Below are 22523 nucleotides of genomic sequence, written 5' to 3'. Positions count from 1 at the left end.
TTGCTGGATTTATATATATATATTAATTCTCGATTTTTAATAAACGCTTTGCATTTTCATAGAAAATTTTACTTGAAATCTCAGAATCTAATTCATAGCTCTGATAATGTTCGATTGCATAATCATATGGAACATTTGGATAGCAGCTAGCAAATAAAAGCTGATTTGCTAATCCCGTTTTTGCAGCTTCTATGTATTGATTGCCACCAGGGAAGGTAAGGTAAAAATCTGGGCATAAATAAATGTTCGGAAAATGTGTCGCAACTGCGATTGCTTCTTGAACAAATGGCCATGCCGCATGCGAGATAATGATTTTTAAGTCAGGGTATTTCTGTGCTACACGTATGAGCTGCTTTGGATGAATGTAATCATAATCAGGTGATTCACTTGTTAGTGAGATGAGCAAGCTCAACGTCATACAAAAAGGGAAATCGTATTCTAAACAGGTTTCAAAAATTGGATCTAAGCTAGGATCTCCAATCGGGGTTAATGGTTTAATCTTTGATGGGATGGCTGCTACCCCGTGAAAAGCACCGGTCTTCCCATATTGATGAATGGTTGCTACAGCTTCATCCACCGTCATATCTTCAATACCGATAAAGCCAAAGAAGCGTTCCCCTTCACGACTCGCTAAGAAAGCTTGCAATTCTTCATTCGAGCTTCCTTGTTCATTATTTCTTCCGAGAATCACCGAAGAGGTAATGCCTTGCGTATTCATCTCCACTAGTACATCTGATACAGTGGTTGCCTTTGTTGGCGTAAGATTTTCCAATTGATTAAAAACCCCGTGTAGTGCTGTCTTTCCATTTTCAAACATTGGTTCCCATTTCGGGATAGGTGCTTTCATTTTAAAATCAATAATCATAGGCTTGTATCTTCCTTTCTTATCGTGCTGTCAGACCGCCATCGATGACGCATTCTGCTCCAGTTGTGTAACTGGATTCATCAGAGGCAAGATAAAGAACGAGATTGGATACTTCTTCTTTTGTTAATACCCTGTTCAATGGGCGATCCGTTGCAACTGCTGCTCCACCAGCTTGCTCCGAAAACATGCCTGTATTTACTAAGCTTGGATGAATCGAATTGACACGGATTTGATACTGTCCTAATTCCAATGCCGCTACCTTTGTCATTCCAGTCACTGCGAATTTAGAAGCGCCATAAGCAATGCCAGCTGTCCGTCCTCTTAAACCACCAATTGAGGAAATATTTATAATGGATCCATGCTTCGCTTTTTTCATCGAAGGGACAACAGCCTTCATGCCCAAGAAAACAGCTGTTTGGTTAACATCAATAACTTTTCGATACGCTTCTTCAGGGAAGTTTTCTAGATATTCGCTGTAATTGATTCCAGCGTTGTTTACTAGAATGGTCACTGGACCAAATGTTTTCTCTGCCTCTTTAACGACCTGCTCCCAACGTGAAGCATCTGTTATATCGTGTTGTAAAAACAATACACTATCTCCAAGCTCAGCTTGCAATGTTTTTCCTTCCTCGGTGGCAACATCAGTGAAAACTACTTTTGCCCCTTCTGATACGAGCTTTCCAACGTGGGAGGCACCCATGCCGGATGCCCCGCCTGTTACAATTGCTACCTTACCGTTTACTCTCCCCATGCAAAATCCTCCAAGTAATTATTGTTCGTCCTGACTGATCGTTACATCCTCATCAAACCATTCCATTGATAAATCTTGAAATGTACCATCTGCTCTTAATGTTTCTACTGCTTCATTGATTTCCGCAATAAGTGCTTCATTTTCTTCTGTCTTGGCAAAAGGTAGTGAGACTAGCTTTTCTCCAAATGCTTCTCCGACTACTTGTAATGGAATTCCTTTATCCTTTATTTGTGCTAATAAGATCTCTCTTCCGGTTACAAATGCATCGACTTTCCCTGATGCAACGTCCTGGTGAATAACATCCGCTGTTTCATAATTAATGATTTCTATTTCATCATTTGGATCGTTCTCTTTTAACACATTTTGATAATTGGATCCTGTTACATTTCCAACTTGCTTTCCTTTAACATCCTCTAGAGAATGTATGGTGTCGTTATCCTTTGCTACTCCAAGTGCAGCTCTGGAATAATAGTAGGCTTCTGTAAAGGAATACTTTTCTTCTCTTTCTGGTGTTTGTGCGAAGTTGGCAACTGTATCAATTTTCCCGGTTTCTAAGGAAGCGAGCACACCCGTCCAGTCGGTAACGACCCATTCAACCTCATATCCGATTTCAGCGAAAATAGCTTCTATCATATCAACGCTAAAGCCTTCTAGTTCATTATTTTCATAGTAATATTGTGGATACCCATCGGGTGTTGCGCCTATCTTTATGACGTTATCATCTTCTGCTGTACCACTAGTTGCGCTTTGTCCGCATGCGCTTAAAAGGAGCAGCATAAGAATGACAATCAACCAATTTCTTTTTCTCATTTTAATTTATCCTCCAACGGCTTAAGTTTCTCTTACATATGGTTTACTAATGTGGTTTTCATACCAGGTTTGCAACCAGCTATATATAATCGTTAATCCCCAATAAATAAGTGCAACTGCTAAATAAGCTTCAAAAAAATTAAGCGTAGCTGTTGCGAGTAGCTTCCCTTGTGCTAGTAGTTCTGTTACGCCAATCGTAAATGCCAATGATGAATTTTTTAATAAACCGAGAAACGTATTTCCAGTTGCGGGAATAGCATTTCGTGCGGCTTGTGGTAGGATAATCCCTCGTAATGCTTGGGGGTACGTCATGCCTACCGTTAATGCAGCTTCAGCTTGCCCTTTATCAACAGAGTCCAATCCTGCTCGAAAGATTTCTGCAAGATATGCGGAAACATTTAAGCTAAAAGCTATGATTGCGGCTGTTGCAGCTGTAATGGAATTGAGTGCTGGAACTAGTTGCGGCAATCCAAAATAAATGATTAAAAGCTGTACGAGAGGTGGTGTTCCTCGAAAAAAGGAAATATACACCTTCGATAATTGAAGCAAAATAGGGACTCTGTTAACAAGAATCAACGCAAGGAAGATTCCGATAATAATAGCAAAAAGCATGGAAACGATTGTTATATAAAGGGTAACTGGAACATATTTTATTAGCTCAGGAATAATTTCAATCATATATCCAAAATCAAAATTCATATAAGACACCGCCATCTTTCTCGTAGTTATAGAAGAGCAAATTTGCCATTTTCTTTATCCATCTCCACAGAGGAGTGTTTTTGATAATTCCGCAAAAATTTCTTTGTTCTTTCATTTTGAGGGTTATCAAAAACTGCTTCAGGTGTGCCTTGCTCTACAATTAAACCGTCATCCATGAAAATGACTTTATCTGCGACTTCCCTGGCAAACTTCATTTCGTGGGTTACAATAATCATTGTTTTCTCCTTATTAGCAATACCGGATATGACACGCAGTACTTCACCAACCCATTCTGGATCCAGTGAAGAAGTAGGTTCATCGAATAGAATGGCGTTGGGACCTACCGCTAATGCCCTCGCAATGCCAACTCGCTGCTGCTGTCCTCCGGATAGGGAGATCGGGTAGCTATCTGCTTTGCTTAAAAGCCCCACTTGATCCAATAAATTTCGTCCGATTTCGTCCGCTTGCTTTTTGTTTAATTTCTTTGTGACTCTTAATGAATGGGTTACATTTTCTAAAGCCGTTTTATTTTTAAAAAGGTTGTAGTGTTGAAACACCATCGACGTTTGCATGCGCAGTTTCTGTATTTCTGATTTGGTTGTCTTCGTTGTATCAACGGTGACATCACCAATTTCAATCTTTCCAGAATCCGGTTTTTCCAAGAAATTGATACAGCGGAGCAATGTCGACTTTCCAGAGCCGGACGGGCCAATAATGGCTACCACCTCACCATCTGTCACATGAAAACTAATATCCTTTAAAACTACACTCTTATTAAAGCTTTTTTTTATATTTGAGATCTTTATCATCGTACTTCATCCCTCCGCTTAAAGAACAACTTCCATTATTCCTAGGGTTTTAGTTGGTTTTGAGATTATCGATTAGTATATCACGCGCAACTTAATCTAACAATAACCCTTCTTATAGAAAAATAAGGTCTCCCTTATAGAAAGATTCTATATAATTAGGTGGATGGTGGCGTGAATCGATAACTCAGCTTTTATCATATGCCTAAACTGTTCTTTTGGTTCAATCTAGATCTGGAATGTACATTCTGCTTCAGTTTCTCTTGCTTCCTTCTAATTTAGCGATTTCTAGTAATTCCGTATAATAGTTTGGTGTTTCTTCGGTGTAAACAATCATGTTTGTTTTCAGTGATAGATTTGATACAAAAGGTAAATTTACACGGACTAGCTCTTGGCGTGCTAGTTCATTGCGTACACTGATTTCTGGCAGAAAACCAATGCCCGTTCCACTTACCATCAAGCCTTTTGCAGCTTCCATATTATCGACTTCATATTGAATACTAGGTTTGACACTCAGGTTTTGAAACAGATTCCGTATCATAGACCAATCTAATGATCCACATTCAAAAAAGATAATTGGTTCTTTTGCTAATGCTTCGATGTTAATTGAATCTAAGCTTGCAAAAGGATGGTCTGGTTGTACAAACAGGTTGATTGGACTTTCCAATACTTTTTCAGATGTAATAAGGGGGTGAGAACTATTCCGAACAAAACCAATATCAACTTCACGATTCAATACTTTATTTTGAATTGTATCACTTGATCCTGTAACCAGTTTTAGTTGCACGTTCGGATATTCTTTAGAAAAAGCGGGTATAACTTTCGGAAATAAGTAATTTGATATGAGTTCTGTACACCCAATCACTAACTGGTCAGATAATTCTTTTGCCTTTAGTTGCTTTTTGCCAGTTTTATAGTATTGAATAATTTGCTCTGCATAAGGAAGAAAATCCTTTGCTTGCTCTGTGATCACGAGCTGCCTGCCAACCCGATCGAACAGCTTCGTATCTAACTCCCGCTCCAACGATTGGATGCGTGCTGTCACGGATGGCTGTGATAAGAATAGTGCTTTGGAGGCTTTGTTAATACTGCCAAAGTGATTCACTAACACAAAGGCTTCGATGTTTTCAATATTCATGATTTAAGTCTCCTTCAATTCATAGTAATCTTATCAATATTATATATATAAAGCGTGAGGTTGTCACTGGAAGAGTTTAAAGGTGGATGAACCATTCTAAATAACAAAATCGGCAAACTGATAATTTGCCGATTTCATCTTGAAGAGAGGGGATTTTGCGATTTGAGAAAATTTCATGTATAAGTAGTTATTGACCTGGGCTTAGTTCCGTTTTTACTTGCTGGATTTCTTCAGGTGTAGCAGGTTGTGCTGGTTTATAATGCCCATTCTGTAATGCATAGCTATAAACAGTCCGTTGACGTGATTCGTCTCCATTACGTAAACTTACAAGTGTTTGTCTGAGTTGCGAATTGTTTGCTTCACTTATATAGCCTGCATAGCTTTTTAAACTTGCATTTAATCCATTTAAATAATCATTCACAATATCTTTATCTTGTAGCATCGTATGTCCTCCTACTGTAGAAATGGTAATAGCTGTTGCTGTGCCTGCCTTGCAGCTTGTGCGTCTCGTTGTAAAATCGTTTTTAGTTCTGGCTCTGTGGCAGATGCTGCGTATGATTCCAATTTGTTTGCAATCATCCCGTGTTCACCAATCATTTTTCGTAAATTTTCTAATTCGGTTTGTGTTAGTTGATCCATGCAGAAGCTCCTTTCCAGTGAATTCATCGTTAGTTTAACCAGTAATAATTTGGATATTCTTTTTTCGTTTGGGAGATAAGTTCATGTTCCAGAGGAATTTATTTATACATTGTAATAAAAGAAAAGAACGCGGTATTGGAATCTCTGTTTTCCCAATACCGCGTTATATCAGTAAAGTATATCTTTTTCCAAATGCAATTCGGCTATTTTTTGTTGATCTAAAAAAAACCTTAACCTCTCCTTCATTTCATTGGAAGTAACAATACAACTGAAGGTTCCGGAACGTGTCTTAATTTTCAATTCATATTGATCATTAACTTCTTTGGAAAATCCATAATATCGATGGTTTATGTCGATACGTACAAACTCAAATGATTTAATCTTCTTCCATGGCACAAAGCGTGCACCACATAGAACGCCATCCTGTGTGAATGCAAACATATTTAGCAGGTTCGACAGGTGGAACACTGGAAGGATGAATAGTAAGTATAAGGTCCAATAAAAATCGAGAAAATAACTTCCGAGGATGAACATTATAATCATGTAACTAAGAAATAGAGCATACATAATAATTCCGTTTTTTTGCTTTGTATAGGTGGGAGCATGTATCATTTTTTCCGGGTATTTTCTAATCATTGCTAATTCTTTCTCGGAAGTAGGTAATATAATACGTTGCTTCATCTTGACTAATGCAAGAATAAAATGGTAACTGTATACGAAAGTAATTACTACAAAAAGTATCCTTATAAATAATATAAATAATTCCATGTCTTCACCTCCATTATTTACTATATCTTATCGTACGAAAAGGGAAGGGGAGAGGTTTCAAGGAGAATGTAAGTATCTAACAAAAAAAGGAGACATTATCTGCCCCCTAAGTATCTTAAGCATAATGCCCACCAATCTTCTTACTGCGCTCCAGCGTAATCCCTGCATCTGTATAACTAGAAGCGCGCAGGATAGCGGTTGGTCCATATTTATCACGAATGGCATCCATCACATATCCGATGTTATTTTTCTTCGCGCGATCCTCGAATAAATCAAGCTGGACATCAGTCTGATCAAATAGTTTCGTTAATGTAACGTAAACATGTCTAATCATGCTTTTTCCATCATAAAATTCCTGAAATAATTGCATACAAATTCCATACATATCCATGGTCACGTTGGTAGGAATATCAATCGATCGAGAACGAGAAAATCCACCCGCTGTTTCTTTTGAATAGGAAATACTAAGCTGGATGGTTCTTCCTGATTTTCCTGCTGAACGAGCTCTGCGGCACACTTCCTCACACAGATCAAGAATGCAGTAAGCAACCTCTTCCTTTGTGTAGTCGCGGAGCAATGAAATTCCGTGGCCAAAGCCTTTTTGCTCCTGTTTTGTAAAGTCACCAAAAACAGGACTTAGATCAATCCCCCATGCATGCCAATAGAGTTGTTCTCCCATGACTCCGAAGCGTTTTTTTAAAAGCTCCAGTTTATAATTAGCGATTTGCCTGAGTGTGACAATTCCCATTTTTCCATTTTAAATATATAAAAAGAGTGGCCACTTTATAGTAGCCACTTATACTTTACATGTCTTCTGAGTCAATTCCCTTGTACATAGGAATATGTTTCAAAAATTTTTCTAGATTAATTTCAAAGTACTCTTCAATATCTTTTTTTAATGCAGTTTCGAGAGCCATGAATTCATCTTTTATATATGAAACATCAAATACATTGTAAAGGTCTTCTTGTGACCAAATAGATTTCAATCTTGCCTTATCTCCTCCAAAGGGGATCAAAGATAAGATTGCTCCATCATCATACTCGTCATATTCAAGAGTGTAATAATGAAACTCTTGTACTTCATTTAGATCATTTGTTCTTTCCTTCCATTTATAAAGGTACTTATAGAATTCTAAAATGGGGAATTCTTCTTCATCAAAATAGCAGTCGTCATTTATATAAATACTAAGCTTTGCAGTGATATCTAAAATCGAGGAAACATCTTTTCTTTGTTTATTTGAGATATCACTCGCATCACTTGTAAAGTTATAGTGAAACTTTACTTGGCTGGATATGCTGTCCATATTTTACCTGTATAATCAAAGACGACTTTTATTTTAGTTTCCCCTTTAGTTCCTACCTTTTTACCAACGTTGGAAGTTATGGTAAATGACAATTTGTCATAATTTTCATTGAATTTAATTGATGGATTTTTTTGAAGAGCTTCTTTTACCCAACTTCGAACTGTACTCTGACTGGTTGTATTGAATTTAGTATATCTGCCACCCGCATTACTAAGATGCTTTTTAGATACAGAAAATTTAGCTGCTTTTTTTATAGCATTACTTAATGCTGCTTTACCGAAAGCACTTACTAATGCCTTCTTTCCAAATTTCTTTACAGCCCATCTCACACCATTGGCAATTATAATACCTATCACAGGAATAGCCGAAGCATGAGCTTCAATTGTATTAACTTCATATAACTCCCCAGCCGCTCGGTCAACAAGTTGTGCTTTAAATTCTTCACCTTCTATTTCAGTTAAGAATACGTCATAAGTTGTAACAACTTTTTCTCCATTATCATTTATTTCTTCTTCAGTTACATAAAATTCGCCAGTATCTAAGTTAACATATAAATTTGATCCGTAAAGCGAATCTTGCATTTGGAGATCGGACTTAACAAGTATTTCAGAATCTGAAAATTCATCTACATGCATTTCAAACGAATCATTTTCAATTCCAAATTCTTCTTCAACGTCTACTTGATAAGAAATAGTATCATCATCTGATTCTAACTCAATGAGTTCATGTTTAATATTTCCATCAATATATTTCGTATCAGCAAACTCTTGTGAAATCTCGTTGCTAATCTCTAAATTTTCTTCGCTAGAATTCTCTGCAAAAGCTAAGCTTGTATTAGAAAAAACAGTAGTAAAAATTAAAACTGATAATATTAATTTAATTGTAAACTTTTTCATAAGTTTCCTCCAAGTATTCTTTTTTAAAAGTTATTATACCTTCGCCAAAAAATGGTTTTTCATTTAATCTTAAAGTGTACGTATCTAATAATTGTTTGATGTTCGTTATGTTAGATTCAGTTGAAACGATAGATGCAATTACTCCACTTGCATATGCAGTTGCAAAAGAGGTTCCGGAAAATTCAGAGATTCCACCTTGGTTATCAGTTGAAATAACATTAACACCGGGTGCTGAGTAATCTATCTTCCCGTACCCTGATTGAGGGTCGATATTAAAGTTTTTATCTATAGAGGCAATAGATAAAACTTCTTCATATTTAGCAGGATAGTCTACGCTCAGACCCATTGTATTTCCAGCGGCTGCTGTTACAACTATACCTTCTTTTGTGGCTGCTCTTATTGCATCATGAAGACCTTTTTTGTCATCAAAGAAACCAAAGCTTATATTTATTACATCTACTTCTTGCTCTACACTCCACATAATACCATTAATAATATCTTCAATTGTTCCTTCGCCTTTGTCGTTAAGGACTTTTACGTCGTATAAGATAATATTTGAATCTAAACTATTAACACCCACATCCTCGCCAGCTATAATACCTGCTATAGCTGTTCCATGCCCAAATTTGTCTATTATCGGCTGATTAGGTTCTATTATGTTGACCTCTTCAAACTGTACATTTCTTAAAGCATCATGTGACTTATTTATACCACTATCCAAGATAGCGACTTTAATCTGACTAGATGACACATTCTGCGCTTCACCGACATAGTCAAGAGCCCAGCTCTCATATTCCTCCCCTTTTTCGAAACCTTGTTGATAATAAATAAGTAGTGATAGAAATACAATTAAAGATAAAACAATATAAATTTTCTTTTTCATAGTGTTTATACCGCAAACCTCCACCCCTCTATAGCTATTTATAGAATGCTATAATTGTATATTTACATAATAATACATATTTTACAATAATTTTAGTTGCCTTTTCTTATGAAATTCAAATTTTTTACATAAATCAACATTAAACTTTAACAGCGCCTATAGAATAAATATTGAACTATATATTGTATGAATATATATTATTTGGTGTTATGTATAGTATATTTAAGATTGGTAACATCAACCAATAGTTAAATAATATGAGAGGGGATATGTAATGCCAGACAAATGCAAAATAAAAGTGTTTTAGAAGAAATAATTGATCAATTAGATTTACCTGAGCGTGTTGTGGGAAAGATTGTTCAAAGATATAAGTGTTGGGAGAATGGTTTAGTAGAGATAATAGTTCTTTTAAAGAGTAAAAATAAACATACTTCCTCAAGGTTCTTTTGCATTTCTACTGTACAGGGGACATTATCTGCCCCCCTAAAACCTTAAGCATAATGCCCACCAATCTTCTTACTGCGCTCCAGCGTAATCCCTGCATCTGTATAACTAGAAGCGCGGAGGATAGCGGTTGGTCCATATTTATCACGAATCGCATCCATCACATATCCGATGTCGTTTTTCTTCGCGCGATTCTCGAATAAATCGAGCTGGACATCAGTCTGGTCGAATAGCTTTGTTAAGGTGACGTATACATGTCTAATCATGCTTTTTCCATCATAAAATTCATGGAATAATTGCATGCAAATTCCATACATATCCATGGTCACGTTGGTAGGAATATCAATCGATCGAGAGCGAGAAAACCCACCCGCTGTTTCTTTTGAATAGGAAATACTAAGCTGGATGGTTCTTCCTGATTTTCCTGCTGAACGAGCTCTGCGGCACACTTCCTCACACAGATCAAGAATGCAGTAAGCAACCTCTTCCTTTGTGTAGTCGCGGAGCAATGAAATTCCGTGGCCAAAGCCTTTTTGCTCCTGTTTTGTAAAGTCACCAAAAACAGGACTTAGATCAATCCCCCATGCATGCCAATAGAGTTGTTCTCCCATGACTCCGAAGCGTTTTTTTAAAAGCTCCAGTTTATAATTAGCGATTTGCCCAAGTGTGACAATCCCCATCCTGTGCAAGTTTTTCATCATTCGATGTCCGATTCCCCAAATGTTTTGAACAGGAGTTGGCCAGAGCTTTTCTGGTACATCCTCGTATTTGCATTCCGCGATGCCTGTTTTTTTAGCGTGTAAATCCATGACGACCTTTGCGAGAAATTTATTATCCCCAATCCCAATAGAGGAAGTAATACCAAATCGGTCCAATATGTCATGCTGTATCTTGTGTGCGATCTCCTGGCGATTTCCGAAAAGCTTTTGCAGGCCGTTTACGGTAACCCAAACTTCATCAACTGAATATTGATGGATTGCTTCTGGTGGTGCGTAATCATGTAGTAATTTTGTTATTTCTACGGATACGTTTAAATAATCCCCCATGTGGGCCGGAACAACGATAATGTTCGGATCGTTTGGTAACTCGAAATAACGACTTACATTACTCACCCCATACCTTTCCTTTAGAGCGGGGGAGGCTGCTAGTACAATGCTTCCAGACCTGTTTGGATCTCCAACGACGGCAAGCATAACCTTCATCGGGTCTTTATTCAATTTCATCGCTTCGACACTTGCGTAAAAAGATCGCATATCAATGCAAAGCACATCATGACGTGGATAAGGAGAATAGTCCAATTTGCTCACTCCTTTAGAACGTTTGTTCCTATTATATGCAAGAAAATATAAATTATCAATGTCAATAAATAACAGTATATACGTTCGGTTTTTGTAGTATAATAGAACAAATGTTTCTGTTTAAGGAGCGATAAGATGAAATTATTAAAACATGCTGTTTATGAGAAAATCAAGCTAGAGATGATTTATATAGCATGCGATGGTAAGGTTTCGCAACGATTTGTGCGCGTGATAGAGGTACGTGAAGATTATATTTTAGCATATTGCTATCATCGTAAGCAGGTCCGTACGTTTAAAATAGAAAATATTTTGTCGGTACAGAAAGTGAGCAGGAGGACGAGCGCATGATACATGATCGTGGTGCAAAGAAATGGACAGCACTCATGCTTCCAGAGCATATCGAGATGTTAAAAGCTTTACAGGTTCAATATAGTTATAAAGAAAAGCCAGTTTTAGATGAGCAGCAAGTGGAAGAAAACGCAATAAAGTTGCAGCTGGCAATCCACGATGATCTGACAGTAGAGGTTAAATTTTATAAAACGCATGATTTTCATAAAGTAAAGGGAAAGTTGTTGAGCGTTGTTTCGAATGATTGTATCGTATTTGATAATGAGGATCGCATGAGGGTGAAATTTAGTGACATTATGGATGTTTTGGTAATTTAATGCTCCGTGAGATTCCTTTAATCGAAGGTTTTAAGATGGATGGGAGGTGTACAAAAAAATAGGAAAATATGTTCTGTTAGGGGCAATTAATTACTGATACAATAGTATTTGTACAAGAAGGCTTTCATGGGTGGTGGCTCACCCCTTTTAATCCGAAAGGGGGTGATGCATGATGACGGTATACGAGTCGTTGGTTCTAATGATTTCATTTGGAGCTTTAATTGTGGCTGTGCTGTCAGATCAAAAAAAATAACCACCCAATCAGCCTGACGAGCAACTAGGGTGGTTATGGATAACTCTGTTGTGAGTCGCCCCCTTGAAGGGCTATTGTATGGTCGTTAGTGTAGCAGCACTAGCGACCTTTTTATATTGTATGCAGATTACTTACTTTATTATAACCGATATGGATGAAAATGAAAAACCAGAGGGTGATAAGAGAGATTTTTCACGATTAAAAGGCGACTTTCCAATCGGTTATCGGTGATTTGAATTTTATGAAATCAGCAGAAGGAGTGACCGAAAGTTTAGAGGGAAAAACAAAGTATAGTGAAAAAGAATGACAGAATTCCTTGTATAATAGAGAGATTAGATAGTTAGAATAAGGTGCTTGAATTTAGTCGTTATAGTTTTTAATTTATCCGAGTCCTTATGTTCTTCCCCCCACATGGCGCTTTACTACTTTTTTAACTTACATTACTTTTACTATTCTATACTGCAATGAACCAATATTAATAGTAAGTGTATAAGAATAAAAACTTTAATGCACTTACTGTTTCTATTTTTTTGTCCGTGGAGAGAAATACAGCAATAAGTGATCTTACATAAGAAGCACTTTTATTAAGCTTAAAAAGGTATATTAAGGCTACTGAACATTTTACAGTCTACCTGCTTACAGTCGAAAATAAAGTTTTTTATAAATTACTATTGTAAAATAAATGCGTATATGATAATGTGTTCATATATCGTAAATGAGATTAAGTAAATGCAAAATGATATTAGGGAGGCTAGAAAAACATTGGAGGATTTTGAGATTGAAAATGGTTCTTCTGACGAAATAGATGACGAAACCCTATTTATAGTAACACAAACGTTTAAAGCACTAGGCGATCCAACGAGAGTTAGAATTCTTCATTTGCTTTTTAAAAAAGAGTGTTCAGTAAACGAAATTGCAGACACGTTAGATATTCGGCAATCAACCGTATCTCATCAATTGAGATTTTTGAAAAACCTGCGACTTGTGAAATATCGCCGTGCGGGAACAACACTTTTTTATTCCCATGACGATGAACATGTAATGCTTATCCTGGAACAAATGATAAATCATGCTTGTCATAGTTAAATTGAATTAATCACTTATATTGAATGAAATAAGTGATAGTTATTATATTCTTATATGTATACATATTAATATATCGTAAAATAGAGGAGGTTTTAACATGGGACACGATCACCATGACCATACACATGGTGCAAATAAAAAGACACTATTAATTAGTTTTCTTGTTATTACAGTATTTATGGTGGTAGAAGTTATTGGAGGATTGCTTACAAATAGCTTAGCCCTTTTAGCTGATGCTGGGCATATGCTAAGTGATTCCATCTCCTTGTTAATTGCTTTGATTGCTTTTACGTTGGGGGAAAAGGCAGCAAACTACGGAAAAACTTATGGATACAAACGATTTGAGATACTGGCAGCAGTTATCAATGGTGCAACATTGCTTATTGTTTCTATATACATTTTTTATGAAGCTTATCACCGATTGCTTGATCCGCCGGAAGTAGCTTCGACTGGAATGTTGATTATTGCCACTATTGGTTTAATCGTAAATATAATTGTAGCATTTATTATGTTACGTGGAGGAGACACAAAAGACAACCTGAACATGAGAGCTGCATTCCTGCATGTTTTAGGTGATCTATTAGGATCTGTAGGGGCAATTCTAGCGGCTCTACTTATGATTTTCTTTAATTGGACTTGGGCAGATTCAGTAGCAAGTGTCCTTGTAGCATTACTTATTTTAATCAGTGGATGGCGTGTAACCAAAGCCTCTATTCATGTTTTGATGGAGGGGACACCTGCTAATGTGAATTTAGAAAAAGTAATTAAAATGATGAAGCGTGTAGAAGGTGTTCAAGATATTCACGACTTACACGTATGGAGTGTGACAAGTGGTCAGAATGTGCTTTCTTGTCATATTACTGTAGATGGTCAGATGACTGTAGAAGAAAGTCAACAGTTGCTTCGGAAAATTGAGCACGAATTAGAACATGAAAATATCGGTCATGTAACAATTCAAGTAGAAACAGAGGAGCACCCTCACGAAGATTCAGTACTGTGTCAAAAAGAGTACGAAATAGAGGATAATCACCACCATCATGGTCATAGTCATTAAATGTAAGAAAACAGAAGCTGGATTTTATATCTGCTTCTGTTTTCCTTTTTAGAGAATATAGTTCTGGAACATAATTATAAAATACAGCTCTGAGCAAGCAAGTTTATTGTTGAATGAGTTTTTCTCGAAAGCTTTTTTGAGTTAATTCAATAAAGTGTTTCAATGGTTGCGTCATCCATTTATCTTTATGCCAAGCAATATGTGTAAAAATAGGAGGAATAGTAATATCCCATTTTAATTCTACTATTTCCCCCAATTTAATATCTTGTTCAACAACCATTGTAGGTAATGCAGCAATTCCAATTCCTGCAATCACACATTGCTTGATAGCTTCAATACTGCCAAATTCAAATTTGTTTACAGGATAGACTTTTACCGAATGACAGGCATTTTCTAGCAGAGTTCGGTAAGAACAGCCTGTTTCTGTTAAGAGTAGTGTCTCATGCTCAATATCACTTAGAAATACCTCGGACTTCATAGCTAATGGATGACTCGGAGCTGTTACACTAGATTGAGCAAAGTTTAATATACTGGCTGTTTTAGTAAAGTTAAGTGTTTCAGCTGCCAATTTAAAAGTGATGAGTTGTTTATTATCCATATATTCCTCGCTCCTTAATCGGAAATATCGATTATACAAAACGAAATAATTCGTTTTACTGATTTATATGTGGAGTTTAAACTATAAATTATAAACAGTCAAAAAGGAGTGGATTAATTTATGCGTATTGCAGTTATTTATGGAGGAACCAGATCAAATGGAAATACAGAAGCATTAACCAAACATGCTGTTGAAGGATTAGAAGTGGATTCCATTTATCTAAATGATTTTCATATTAAGTCAATAGAGGACAGACGGCACACTGAAGGAGGATTTTCAGATGTTGGAGACGATTATAATGCTGTATTATCTCGGGTGATACAAAACGACATTTTTATATTTGCTACACCAATTTACTGGTACAGCATGTCTGGAAAAATGAAGAATTTCATTGATAGATGGTCACAAACAATGAAAGAGCCTCAATTTAAAGGTTTTAAAGAAAGTATGTCTAAGAAAAAAGCCTATGTAATTGCAGTAGGTGGAGATTCACCTTATATAAAGGGACTGCCGTTAATTCAGCAATTCAACTATATTTTTGAATTCTTCAGTCTGTCTTTCGAAGGATATATAATCGGAAAAGCTAATAAACCTGGAGAAATATACAAAGATCAAAAGGCCTTTTATGAGGCTGAACAACTGCGTGAAATATTAAAATTACAATAAGCTCCCTTCCCTTTAAAAGAAAGTATGAAAGGAAAGTAGAAAGTGCAACATTTGCAATTGAAATTTGATACTTATTATATAGCCTATCTAGCATTAGGAATTATATGGGGGACTAATTTTTTGTTTATGAAATGGGCGTCCGCTTATATTACCCCTTTTCAAATTGTATTTCTAAGAGTGTTAGCTGGATTTATTCCTGTATTTGATTTTGTTGCATTAATCGGTGTAATAGTAGGACTTGGAGTGTTAGGAACAGGAGCGGCTTTCATTATCTATTATGTTACTTGAAGATATGTAAAAAGGTTAGTCAGAAGAACCATCTAAGTAGTAAGGCAAAGTTAATGAAAACCTAGTTCTGTATAGATTTATCACTTTATATGAAAACTACACCCCAATTGTTAGGTTATGCTAACAATTGGGGTGTAGTTCAGATAGAGAAGCTTTTTAAATATAGAGTAATTTATTTACGAATCGATTCGGTTTCATTCCAAAATAATTCCTTAGGTACATAAGCGTATCCTTCCATTAAACGTCGAGAGGTTCTTGCAACAGCAGTTTTTTCGAATTGAATATGTTGACCGTCATCGGTAAATGAAATAAGGAAATCCATGGAACCAGATGGATGACCGATGATGATTTCATCAGCATCTGGATTATTACAGCACTCATAAACGATTGTCCCAGTTAGTTTAGCTGCAGCAGCAGTGCAAAGTCCACCTGTAACGGGGAAGGTTTTGTGCATTTTTTGCATAGACATGGCTCGAGCTGTCAAATGGATATGCTCACGTTCCATGATCTCTCCGTGTATAGTTGAATAGGGTTGACTAGGAGACACCATGATTACTTTAGGGCTGGATGGTGTTTCTTTTGTTGCATCATGAGCATTGCTTACAAACCCAAGTTTTTCGGCAGCTGCTGAACGAATTTTTTCAAGCATCCACAGATGTTCTTTCGTAAGGTCCGTGGATAGTTCTGTACCTGTTAAGCCTAACTGATGTGCATGGACGAATGCAACGGGTGCTGTCACGTCAACAATACTAACTTCAAAAACTCCTGCTTCTGTCAGAAGTTTTTCTTTTCGCTTTCCAGTAGGAAAAAGTTTGCCCGTTTTTGCTCCGGAAGCATTTAGAAAGTTTAAAACAATTTTCGCTCCTACTCCTGGTACGCCATCAATTGTGTAATCGCCTGTTGATTGTGATTTTCCAGACTCAACAGGCACTGTCGCTTCGATGATGCCATTCGTGTTTGTGTTAAAAATCCTAACGGTTGTATAAGGTTCCTGGACAGCAACTAAGCCTTCATCAATTGCGAAAGGACCCACACCGCTTAAAATATTTCCGCAATTGGAGTTATAATCTACTTTACCTGTGCCTATTCCAACCTGTCCAAACGTATAATCGATATCAGCGTCAGGCCGAGAAGAAACACTGACAATCGCTAGTTTGCTTGTAAGGGAATCTGCTCCTCCTAGACCGTCAATCTGTCTTTCATCTGTCCCGCCATAGATCGATAGAATTACCCTGTCCCTGGTCACGGGATCTGATGGCAAGTCATTTTCTAAAATGAAAACTCCTTTACTCGTTCCCCCACGTATGATGGCGGAGCGTATTTTTTCATAATCTCGCATTTTTCATCCTCCTTGTCTTAAAGACCAAGTAAATTTGTTGGCCAATATATATCGAGAGCCGAGCTCAATAATGAAATACCAATAAGTACAGCAATAACAGATATACCCGTGTGTATAACATTCATCCTGGATTCAAGGATTAAAAACAGAATTAAGAAGATTGCTGTTGCAAGCATTAATCCCCCAATATAAATGAGTACTAAATAGCCGAGAATCCAGCCAATATATCGAAGTGGTGTAAGCAAAGGAATTTTAATTTGTTCTCCTTCTTTAACCTTTTGTTTATAGAGTTTGTAAACCTCCGTAATTAAATAGATTAATGTCAACGCAGAACCTGCAATGGATATATATAAAGGAAAAAACTGCGCTAATTTACTAAACGTTAAGGCTTCAATGATTGCTAGCGTAAATAGGATAAAAAGGAAACCGCTGAATATGAGATTAAGGTAATCTTTGTTCATCTTAATTTATTCCTCCTTGTTCGTAATCCTTGCTGAATCGTTTCATTATTGCTCCACCTGAAAGAAGTACGACGATAATAATAGCAAGGAAAATAACGATTGGATTTGTAATCCATTCCCAACCATACCTTTCAATAGAAATCCAATAATACCGTTCAGCAGGGAGGGCAAGTACAAAACCGATTAGCAGTGGTGGTCGCGGCCAGTCCAAAATTGTCATAACATAGCCAAGCAAACCAATAATGACAAAGATAATCAGGTCTCCCCAAGACATCGTACTTTGATAGGCACCGATTACAAGTAAAATAAGGAGGAATGGAACAATCTTTTCCCCAGGAACAAAACTGATCTTCGAAATCGGCCGAACTAAAATCATACATAGCAATGCTCCAAAAACATTAGCAAAAACTAATGTCCATACAATCGATAAGGTTACGGACAAATCAGTAGTGAGCATTTTTGGTCCAGCTTCTAATCCCATAAGCGTTAGCCCACCTAGTAAAATCGCTGTTGTTCCACTGCCAGGTATCCCGAAAAGTAATGTCGGTACTAAGGAACCTCCTTCTTTTGCATTGTTTGCACTTTCTGGAGCGATAACTCCACGAATATCACCTTTTCCAAAATGGTTGTTTTTCACCGTCTTTTGGCCAGCTCCATAGGCAATCCAATCGACAACACTACCGCCTAGTCCGGGGATGAAACCAATTAAAACGCCAATTACAGCACTACGGAAAACAAGGAATTTATTTTTTAATGCATCCATAACGCCTTTTAAAATTCCGCTTTGTAATGTTGCGTGATTTGCTACACTACCTTTATTTGTCAGCATGGTTATGATAATAGGAAAGGCAAATATAGCCATTGCGACTACTGGTAAAGAAACGCCTTGCGTCAAATATAACGTGTCGAAAGTATAACGGTATTCAGGAACAGCTGGAGCGCTACCGACAGAGCCGATTAGTAATCCAAGAATTCCAGAAATGATACCCTTCAGCGGTGATTTACCAGCTAGTAAACCAGCCATGCTAAGTCCTAACATAGTTAGCATAAATAATTCTGGTGAACTAAAAGAAGTAATTAATGGTCTGGCAAAAGGAATTGTTAGATAAAGCGCAATTCCACCAATGACTCCTCCTACCATGGAACAAAAGAAGGCAGCACCCATTGCCCTGGAAGCTTCTCCTCTTTTGGCTAAGGGAAACCCATCCATTATGGTTGCCTGAGAGCCAGAAGTTCCGGGTATCCCTAAAAGAATCGATGGAAAGGTGTCGCCAGTATGAATAACAGCAATCATTCCAATTAAAAGCGCCATACCTACATATGGCTCAAGACCAAAAACAAAAGGAAGCATTAATGACATGCCTACTGTGCCGCTTAAACCAGGCAGCAATCCAACAACAACCCCAATACAGATACCTATAAACATATAGACAAGTCTTGAGGGATCTAATACAATAAATAGCGCTTCGATTGCACTTTCGATCATGAAACTTCCCCCCTAAAGCTTTTTAATATCAATATCAAAATTAGTGCGTAAATACTCGATAATCCATTGCTTCGTTTCCTCGGAGATAGCGAAGGATTGTTTAATCTGTGTATTTAATTCCTCACCCACATACGTGTCATACCCCTCTAAGATTTCTTCAGAATGGGTCGCAAATTCTTTGTCATTGATTAAACCATCCATTCCTTTTTTCAGTAATTCCTGGTAGCTGCTTGGAGCATCTTTGTGCACCCAAATTACTTTATTCAATGTATAAGAAGCACCTACTGTTTGTTTGTAAGCATCCCATACCTCTCCACTTGGCTTCTCACCATAGATATCTACGTAGATTTCTTCAATGGTTGGAAGGTCAGGGAATTGTGGATCCCGGATGAGATCTCCATTCGCATCAATCTGCCCTAAGCTATACAAAGGTACTGCTCTACCTTCTTCTACAAGTGCTTCAACACTGTTTTTATAGGCAGTAGTCGTTTGGTAATCAATGTTACTTTCTCCTTGCTCAAATGCAACACGGGAAGGCCCCCGTCCTTCATACCCAAGAACAGCTTTTACATCCATTTTTAGAACTTCGAATGATAGCAGTGTTACTAAATCTAAGCCTGTTGGGGAAATACCGGCATAAAACAATTCTTCTTCTAATGACATTAAATTTTCTATTCCACCCTCGGCCAGTTCGGGTTTTGTGTAAACAACACCACCAGATGGTGCCCCGATTAACGGTGTGAAATTATTCAAATCATAGTCTACAGAAGACTGCTCTAGCATAAATGGAACATGAGAGGAGGCGCTAGAAGTAAGAATGTTTAAGCCATTTGGCAATCGTGAATTAGCATATTCATTTGTTCCGGTAATGCTTGCTCCCCCAGGGATATTTTCAACTTGAACTCTAGGTTTACCTTCAATGTGCTTTGCAAAGTAAGGTGTCATAAACCTGGCAAAAACATCGGTTCCGCCACCAGCTTGAAAAGGTACAACAAATGAAATTGTTTGTCCTTGATAAGAGCTGTTTCCTTCGCTTACTTGATTTCCTCCAGTTGCCTGCAATGTATTGCAGCCCATAAGAAAACAGCTTAGGATAAGCATTAGTACGAAAATAGGACGTATCTTCAAAATATTCATCTCCTTCCGAATTATCTTATTGAATATAGTAAACGCTTTCAATACATAAGTAAAATAATGATATTTTATTTATCTTCATAAAAAAACTTGATAACGTATAAGAACTTCTTCCATAATGGAATTAACATAAAGCAAAAGGAGGGAGAACATGGATCAAAAAGATTGGGTTTTAATGAAAACGCTTTACGAACAAAGAAATATGACACGTACCGCTGCAAAATTATATGTATCACAACCTTCTCTAAGCTATCGTTTGAAAAACTTGGAAGAGGAATTTGGGGTACCATTATTTTTTAAAACGAAAAAAGGGATAGGTTTTACTTCAGAAGGTGAATATTTAGTTCAGTATTCCAAAGAAATGTTAAAACAGCTTCAATTGATGAAGGATACAATGAGCAATATGGAAGAAGATGTATCAGGGATCTTACGTATAGGTGTATCCAGTAATTTTGCGCAATACTTACTTCCGAAGGTTTTAAAGAACTTCTCTAAAAATTACCCAAATGTACGATTCAATGTAAAAACCGGATGGAGTACACAGGTGATTGAGCTTCTGAATAACTCAAGTGTGCATGTAGGTATTTTGCGGAGTGATCGCGGCTGGCAGGGAGAAAAGGTGTTGTTAAGAAAAGAACCACTCTATCTGATATCCAAAGAAAAATTGAATATAGACCTTTTACCGGAGTATCGATTGATTAATTACAGTACGGACAGTTCATTGAAGGATAGTATAACAGCTTGGTGGGCAGATCAATTTTCGGAACCAGCAAATATAGAAATGGAAGTTGATCGTCTGGAAACATGTAAGGAAATGGTTAAAAATGACTTCGGATTTGCAATTGTGCCAGGGATTTGCCTGAAGAAAGATGATGATTTGTACCAGCAGGAAATATGTTTCAAAGATGGCACCCCTGTGACAAGGGAAACGTGGCTGATGTATAATCAATCGTTTGAAAATCTAACTGTAGTGGATCGGTTTGTCAATCATTTGAAAGAATGGAATGGGAAAGATTAGTTTTTCTTATCGAAATGATGAGAAAAAAAGTATTAGACATGGATAAAACAATCGATTAAGGTATAAGCAAACGTTGATATAAAAGGGGAGAAGACCGTATGACATTATACAAGCTAGGGGTATTAGAAGGAGACGGTATTGGACCAGAAATTGTCAAAGCAACAATTCGACTTGTCGAAGCGATTACCGAAAAGCATGATGTGGAAATGGAGTGGGTTCCGCTTTTAGTTGGCTGGAAAGGCATTGCAGAAGCCAATCATCCATTGCCAGAGGAAACGAAAAAAGCGTTGCAGGATTGTCATGCATGGGTGCTTGGACCGCATGATTCAGCTTCCTATCCAGAGGAATTCAAAAATATTCGTAATCCGAGCGGGGAGTTACGTCATCATTTTGATTTATATGCGAATATTCGTCCGGCTAAAAGCATTCCAAGTATCGAGGGTGTTGTAGAAGGAGCAGATCTCGTAATCTATCGAGAAAATACAGAGGGCTTCTATGTTGATCGCAATATGTACCATGGTGTCGGGGAATTTCAGGTTACAAAGGACGTTGCAATTACAACAGGAGTTTTTACGAGACAGGCCATTGAACGGATAGCCCATGCAGCCTTTCAAAAATCAATGCAGCGTAAGAAGAAAGTAACAATTGTGCATAAAGCGAATGTCATTCGGATAGGGTCGGGTATGTTTTTAGATATTTGTAAAGAAATCTCAAGGGAGTATCCAGAGGTCGAGGTTGACGATTACCATGTGGATGCAATGTGTGCACATGTTGTTCGACGAATTCAGGATTTTGACGTTATTGTTACAGAGAACATGTTCGGAGATATACTGTCCGATTTAACTGGAGAGTTGATTGGTAGTTTGGGACTTGCTCCTTCGATAAATGCAAATCAAGAGGTTGCTATGGCACAAGCAGCACATGGATCAGCACCAGATATTGCAGGAAAAGACCTTGCTAATCCGATTGGGATGATGCTTTCTACTGCTCTATTATTCGAATGGATGAGTGAAAAGTTTGGGGACAGCAGATTAGAGATAGTAGGTAATAAGATTGAAGAAAGCTTGCACCGAACACTATTGGACGGAATTAAAACGAAAGATTTAGGTGGAGACAGAGGTACACAAGCATTTACTGCTGAAGTTTTAAATAGAGTTCTCTAGTTATAAAATAA

28 protein-coding genes and 1 pseudogene are annotated in these 22523 nt (G+C 37.3%); 10 read left to right on the top strand and 19 right to left on the bottom strand.

Translation table 11 applies throughout. From position 1 onward, the window contains the following. Nucleotides 1–22: 22 nt before the first annotated feature. The 14 genes and pseudogenes from F1560_RS02095 to F1560_RS02030 form a co-directional block, all read right to left on the bottom strand. A complete protein-coding gene (locus F1560_RS02095; RefSeq protein ID WP_149473010.1) occupies nucleotides 23–865 on the bottom strand; it encodes an amidohydrolase family protein in 843 nt (280 codons plus the stop codon). A gap of 19 nt (nucleotides 866–884) precedes the next feature. Continuing rightward, on the bottom strand, nucleotides 885–1616 hold the full coding sequence (locus F1560_RS02090) for a glucose 1-dehydrogenase (protein WP_149473009.1): 732 nt from the start codon (nucleotides 1614–1616) through the stop codon (nucleotides 885–887). Nucleotides 1617–1634: 18 nt separating this feature from the next. Next, entirely contained in the window at nucleotides 1635–2426 is a 792-nt protein-coding gene (locus F1560_RS02085) for a transporter substrate-binding domain-containing protein (RefSeq protein WP_149473008.1), read from the bottom strand. Nucleotides 2427–2447: 21 nt separating this feature from the next. Next, nucleotides 2448–3125, bottom strand: a complete 678-nt coding sequence (locus F1560_RS02080) for an amino acid ABC transporter permease (RefSeq protein ID WP_149473007.1) — start codon at nucleotides 3123–3125, stop codon at nucleotides 2448–2450. Between the two features lie 26 nt (nucleotides 3126–3151). Further along, nucleotides 3152–3934, bottom strand: coding sequence for an amino acid ABC transporter ATP-binding protein (locus F1560_RS02075; RefSeq protein ID WP_149473006.1), 783 nt, complete (start codon nucleotides 3932–3934; stop codon nucleotides 3152–3154). A 250-nt stretch (nucleotides 3935–4184) separates the two neighbouring features. Beyond that, complete coding sequence (locus tag F1560_RS02070; protein ID WP_149473005.1) at nucleotides 4185–5069, bottom strand: LysR family transcriptional regulator; 885 nt, start codon at nucleotides 5067–5069, stop codon at nucleotides 4185–4187. A gap of 187 nt (nucleotides 5070–5256) precedes the next feature. Continuing rightward, nucleotides 5257–5511 (bottom strand): spore coat protein, encoded by a 255-nt coding sequence (locus F1560_RS02065; protein WP_149473004.1) that lies wholly within the window; start codon nucleotides 5509–5511, stop codon nucleotides 5257–5259. 11 nt (nucleotides 5512–5522) lie between these two features. Continuing rightward, the gene (locus F1560_RS02060) at nucleotides 5523–5708 is read right to left on the bottom strand and encodes a hypothetical protein (RefSeq protein WP_149473003.1); all 186 of its coding nucleotides are present in this window, start codon (nucleotides 5706–5708) and stop codon (nucleotides 5523–5525) included. Between the two features lie 168 nt (nucleotides 5709–5876). Further along, entirely contained in the window at nucleotides 5877–6476 is a 600-nt protein-coding gene (locus tag F1560_RS02055; protein ID WP_149473002.1) for a hypothetical protein, read from the bottom strand. Nucleotides 6477–6591: 115 nt separating this feature from the next. Beyond that, nucleotides 6592–7227 (bottom strand): annotated as a pseudogene (locus tag F1560_RS02050) (DinB/UmuC family translesion DNA polymerase); the annotation flags it as partial. Between the two features lie 52 nt (nucleotides 7228–7279). Continuing rightward, nucleotides 7280–7780, bottom strand: coding sequence for a DUF7878 domain-containing protein (locus tag F1560_RS02045; RefSeq protein WP_149473001.1), 501 nt, complete (start codon nucleotides 7778–7780; stop codon nucleotides 7280–7282). Then, nucleotides 7756–8676 carry an SAR2788 family putative toxin gene (locus F1560_RS02040; RefSeq protein WP_149473000.1) on the bottom strand — a complete coding sequence of 307 codons (921 nt, stop codon included), beginning with the start codon at nucleotides 8674–8676 and terminating at the stop codon, nucleotides 7756–7758. Before F1560_RS02040 ends, F1560_RS02045 begins: the two co-directional genes overlap by 25 nt. After that, the gene (locus F1560_RS02035) at nucleotides 8657–9559 is read right to left on the bottom strand and encodes a S8 family serine peptidase (RefSeq protein WP_149472999.1); all 903 of its coding nucleotides are present in this window, start codon (nucleotides 9557–9559) and stop codon (nucleotides 8657–8659) included. The genes F1560_RS02040 and F1560_RS02035 overlap by 20 nt, the downstream gene beginning before the upstream one ends. Nucleotides 9560–10050: 491 nt before the next feature. Next, the gene (locus F1560_RS02030) at nucleotides 10051–11301 is read right to left on the bottom strand and encodes a DNA polymerase IV (RefSeq protein ID WP_149472998.1); all 1251 of its coding nucleotides are present in this window, start codon (nucleotides 11299–11301) and stop codon (nucleotides 10051–10053) included. Between the two features lie 135 nt (nucleotides 11302–11436). On the opposite strand from F1560_RS02030, the gene F1560_RS02025 reads away from it, so the two are divergent. The 6 genes from F1560_RS02025 (at nucleotide 11437) to F1560_RS02010 (ending at nucleotide 14359) form a co-directional block, all read left to right on the top strand. Then, nucleotides 11437–11649, top strand: a complete 213-nt coding sequence (locus F1560_RS02025) for a WYL domain-containing protein (protein ID WP_149472997.1) — start codon at nucleotides 11437–11439, stop codon at nucleotides 11647–11649. Next, nucleotides 11646–11966, top strand: a complete 321-nt coding sequence (locus F1560_RS02020) for a YolD-like family protein (protein WP_149472996.1) — start codon at nucleotides 11646–11648, stop codon at nucleotides 11964–11966. Before F1560_RS02025 ends, F1560_RS02020 begins: the two co-directional genes overlap by 4 nt. A 169-nt stretch (nucleotides 11967–12135) precedes the next feature. Further along, nucleotides 12136–12219: a putative holin-like toxin gene (locus tag F1560_RS22710; RefSeq protein ID WP_223116395.1), complete on the top strand. Its 84-nt coding sequence runs from the start codon at nucleotides 12136–12138 to the stop codon at nucleotides 12217–12219. A 78-nt stretch (nucleotides 12220–12297) separates the two neighbouring features. Further along, nucleotides 12298–12450, top strand: a complete 153-nt coding sequence (locus F1560_RS21985; protein ID WP_187773600.1) for a hypothetical protein — start codon at nucleotides 12298–12300, stop codon at nucleotides 12448–12450. 498 nt (nucleotides 12451–12948) lie between these two features. Then, a complete protein-coding gene (locus F1560_RS02015; RefSeq protein WP_149472995.1) occupies nucleotides 12949–13305 on the top strand; it encodes an ArsR/SmtB family transcription factor in 357 nt (118 codons plus the stop codon). Between the two features lie 97 nt (nucleotides 13306–13402). Further along, complete coding sequence (locus F1560_RS02010) at nucleotides 13403–14359, top strand: cation diffusion facilitator family transporter (RefSeq protein WP_149472994.1); 957 nt, start codon at nucleotides 13403–13405, stop codon at nucleotides 14357–14359. 103 nt (nucleotides 14360–14462) lie between these two features. On the opposite strand, the gene F1560_RS02005 is transcribed toward F1560_RS02010, so the two are convergent. Continuing rightward, nucleotides 14463–14957 (bottom strand): LysR family transcriptional regulator substrate-binding protein, encoded by a 495-nt coding sequence (locus F1560_RS02005; RefSeq protein ID WP_149472993.1) that lies wholly within the window; start codon nucleotides 14955–14957, stop codon nucleotides 14463–14465. A 120-nt stretch (nucleotides 14958–15077) separates the two neighbouring features. Here F1560_RS02005 and F1560_RS02000 point away from each other — a divergent pair, with 120 nt between their 5' ends. Together F1560_RS02000 and F1560_RS22360 are read left to right on the top strand one after the other, a co-directional pair. Beyond that, complete coding sequence (locus F1560_RS02000) at nucleotides 15078–15623, top strand: flavodoxin family protein (RefSeq protein WP_149472992.1); 546 nt, start codon at nucleotides 15078–15080, stop codon at nucleotides 15621–15623. A gap of 120 nt (nucleotides 15624–15743) precedes the next feature. Next, on the top strand, nucleotides 15744–15911 hold the full coding sequence (locus tag F1560_RS22360; protein ID WP_245347656.1) for a hypothetical protein: 168 nt from the start codon (nucleotides 15744–15746) through the stop codon (nucleotides 15909–15911). A gap of 172 nt (nucleotides 15912–16083) precedes the next feature. Here the strand turns inward: F1560_RS22360 and F1560_RS01990 are convergent, their stop codons facing one another. The 4 genes from F1560_RS01990 to F1560_RS01975 are packed head-to-tail and all read right to left on the bottom strand — an operon-like array spanning nucleotide 16084 to nucleotide 20325. After that, nucleotides 16084–17250 (bottom strand): 2-methylaconitate cis-trans isomerase PrpF family protein, encoded by a 1167-nt coding sequence (locus F1560_RS01990; protein WP_149472991.1) that lies wholly within the window; start codon nucleotides 17248–17250, stop codon nucleotides 16084–16086. 17 nt (nucleotides 17251–17267) lie between these two features. After that, on the bottom strand, nucleotides 17268–17711 hold the full coding sequence (locus tag F1560_RS01985; RefSeq protein WP_149472990.1) for a hypothetical protein: 444 nt from the start codon (nucleotides 17709–17711) through the stop codon (nucleotides 17268–17270). 1 nt (nucleotide 17712) lies between these two features. Then, the gene (locus tag F1560_RS01980; protein ID WP_149472989.1) at nucleotides 17713–19197 is read right to left on the bottom strand and encodes a tripartite tricarboxylate transporter permease; all 1485 of its coding nucleotides are present in this window, start codon (nucleotides 19195–19197) and stop codon (nucleotides 17713–17715) included. A gap of 12 nt (nucleotides 19198–19209) precedes the next feature. Further along, the gene (locus F1560_RS01975; RefSeq protein ID WP_245347657.1) at nucleotides 19210–20325 is read right to left on the bottom strand and encodes a hypothetical protein; all 1116 of its coding nucleotides are present in this window, start codon (nucleotides 20323–20325) and stop codon (nucleotides 19210–19212) included. A 157-nt stretch (nucleotides 20326–20482) separates the two neighbouring features. Here F1560_RS01975 and F1560_RS01970 point away from each other — a divergent pair, with 157 nt between their 5' ends. Then, nucleotides 20483–21349: a LysR family transcriptional regulator gene (locus F1560_RS01970; protein WP_149472988.1), complete on the top strand. Its 867-nt coding sequence runs from the start codon at nucleotides 20483–20485 to the stop codon at nucleotides 21347–21349. 98 nt (nucleotides 21350–21447) lie between these two features. Further along, nucleotides 21448–22512, top strand: a complete 1065-nt coding sequence (locus F1560_RS01965) for an isocitrate/isopropylmalate dehydrogenase family protein (protein WP_149472987.1) — start codon at nucleotides 21448–21450, stop codon at nucleotides 22510–22512. Nucleotides 22513–22523 lie beyond the last annotated feature (11 nt).

The sequence above is a fragment of the Oceanobacillus polygoni genome (assembly GCF_008304605.1).
Classification (GTDB): domain Bacteria; phylum Bacillota; class Bacilli; order Bacillales; family Amphibacillaceae; genus Oceanobacillus; species Oceanobacillus polygoni.
The sequence above is the reverse complement of the archived record's forward strand: the minus strand, read 5'-3'. Positions and strand labels throughout refer to the sequence as shown.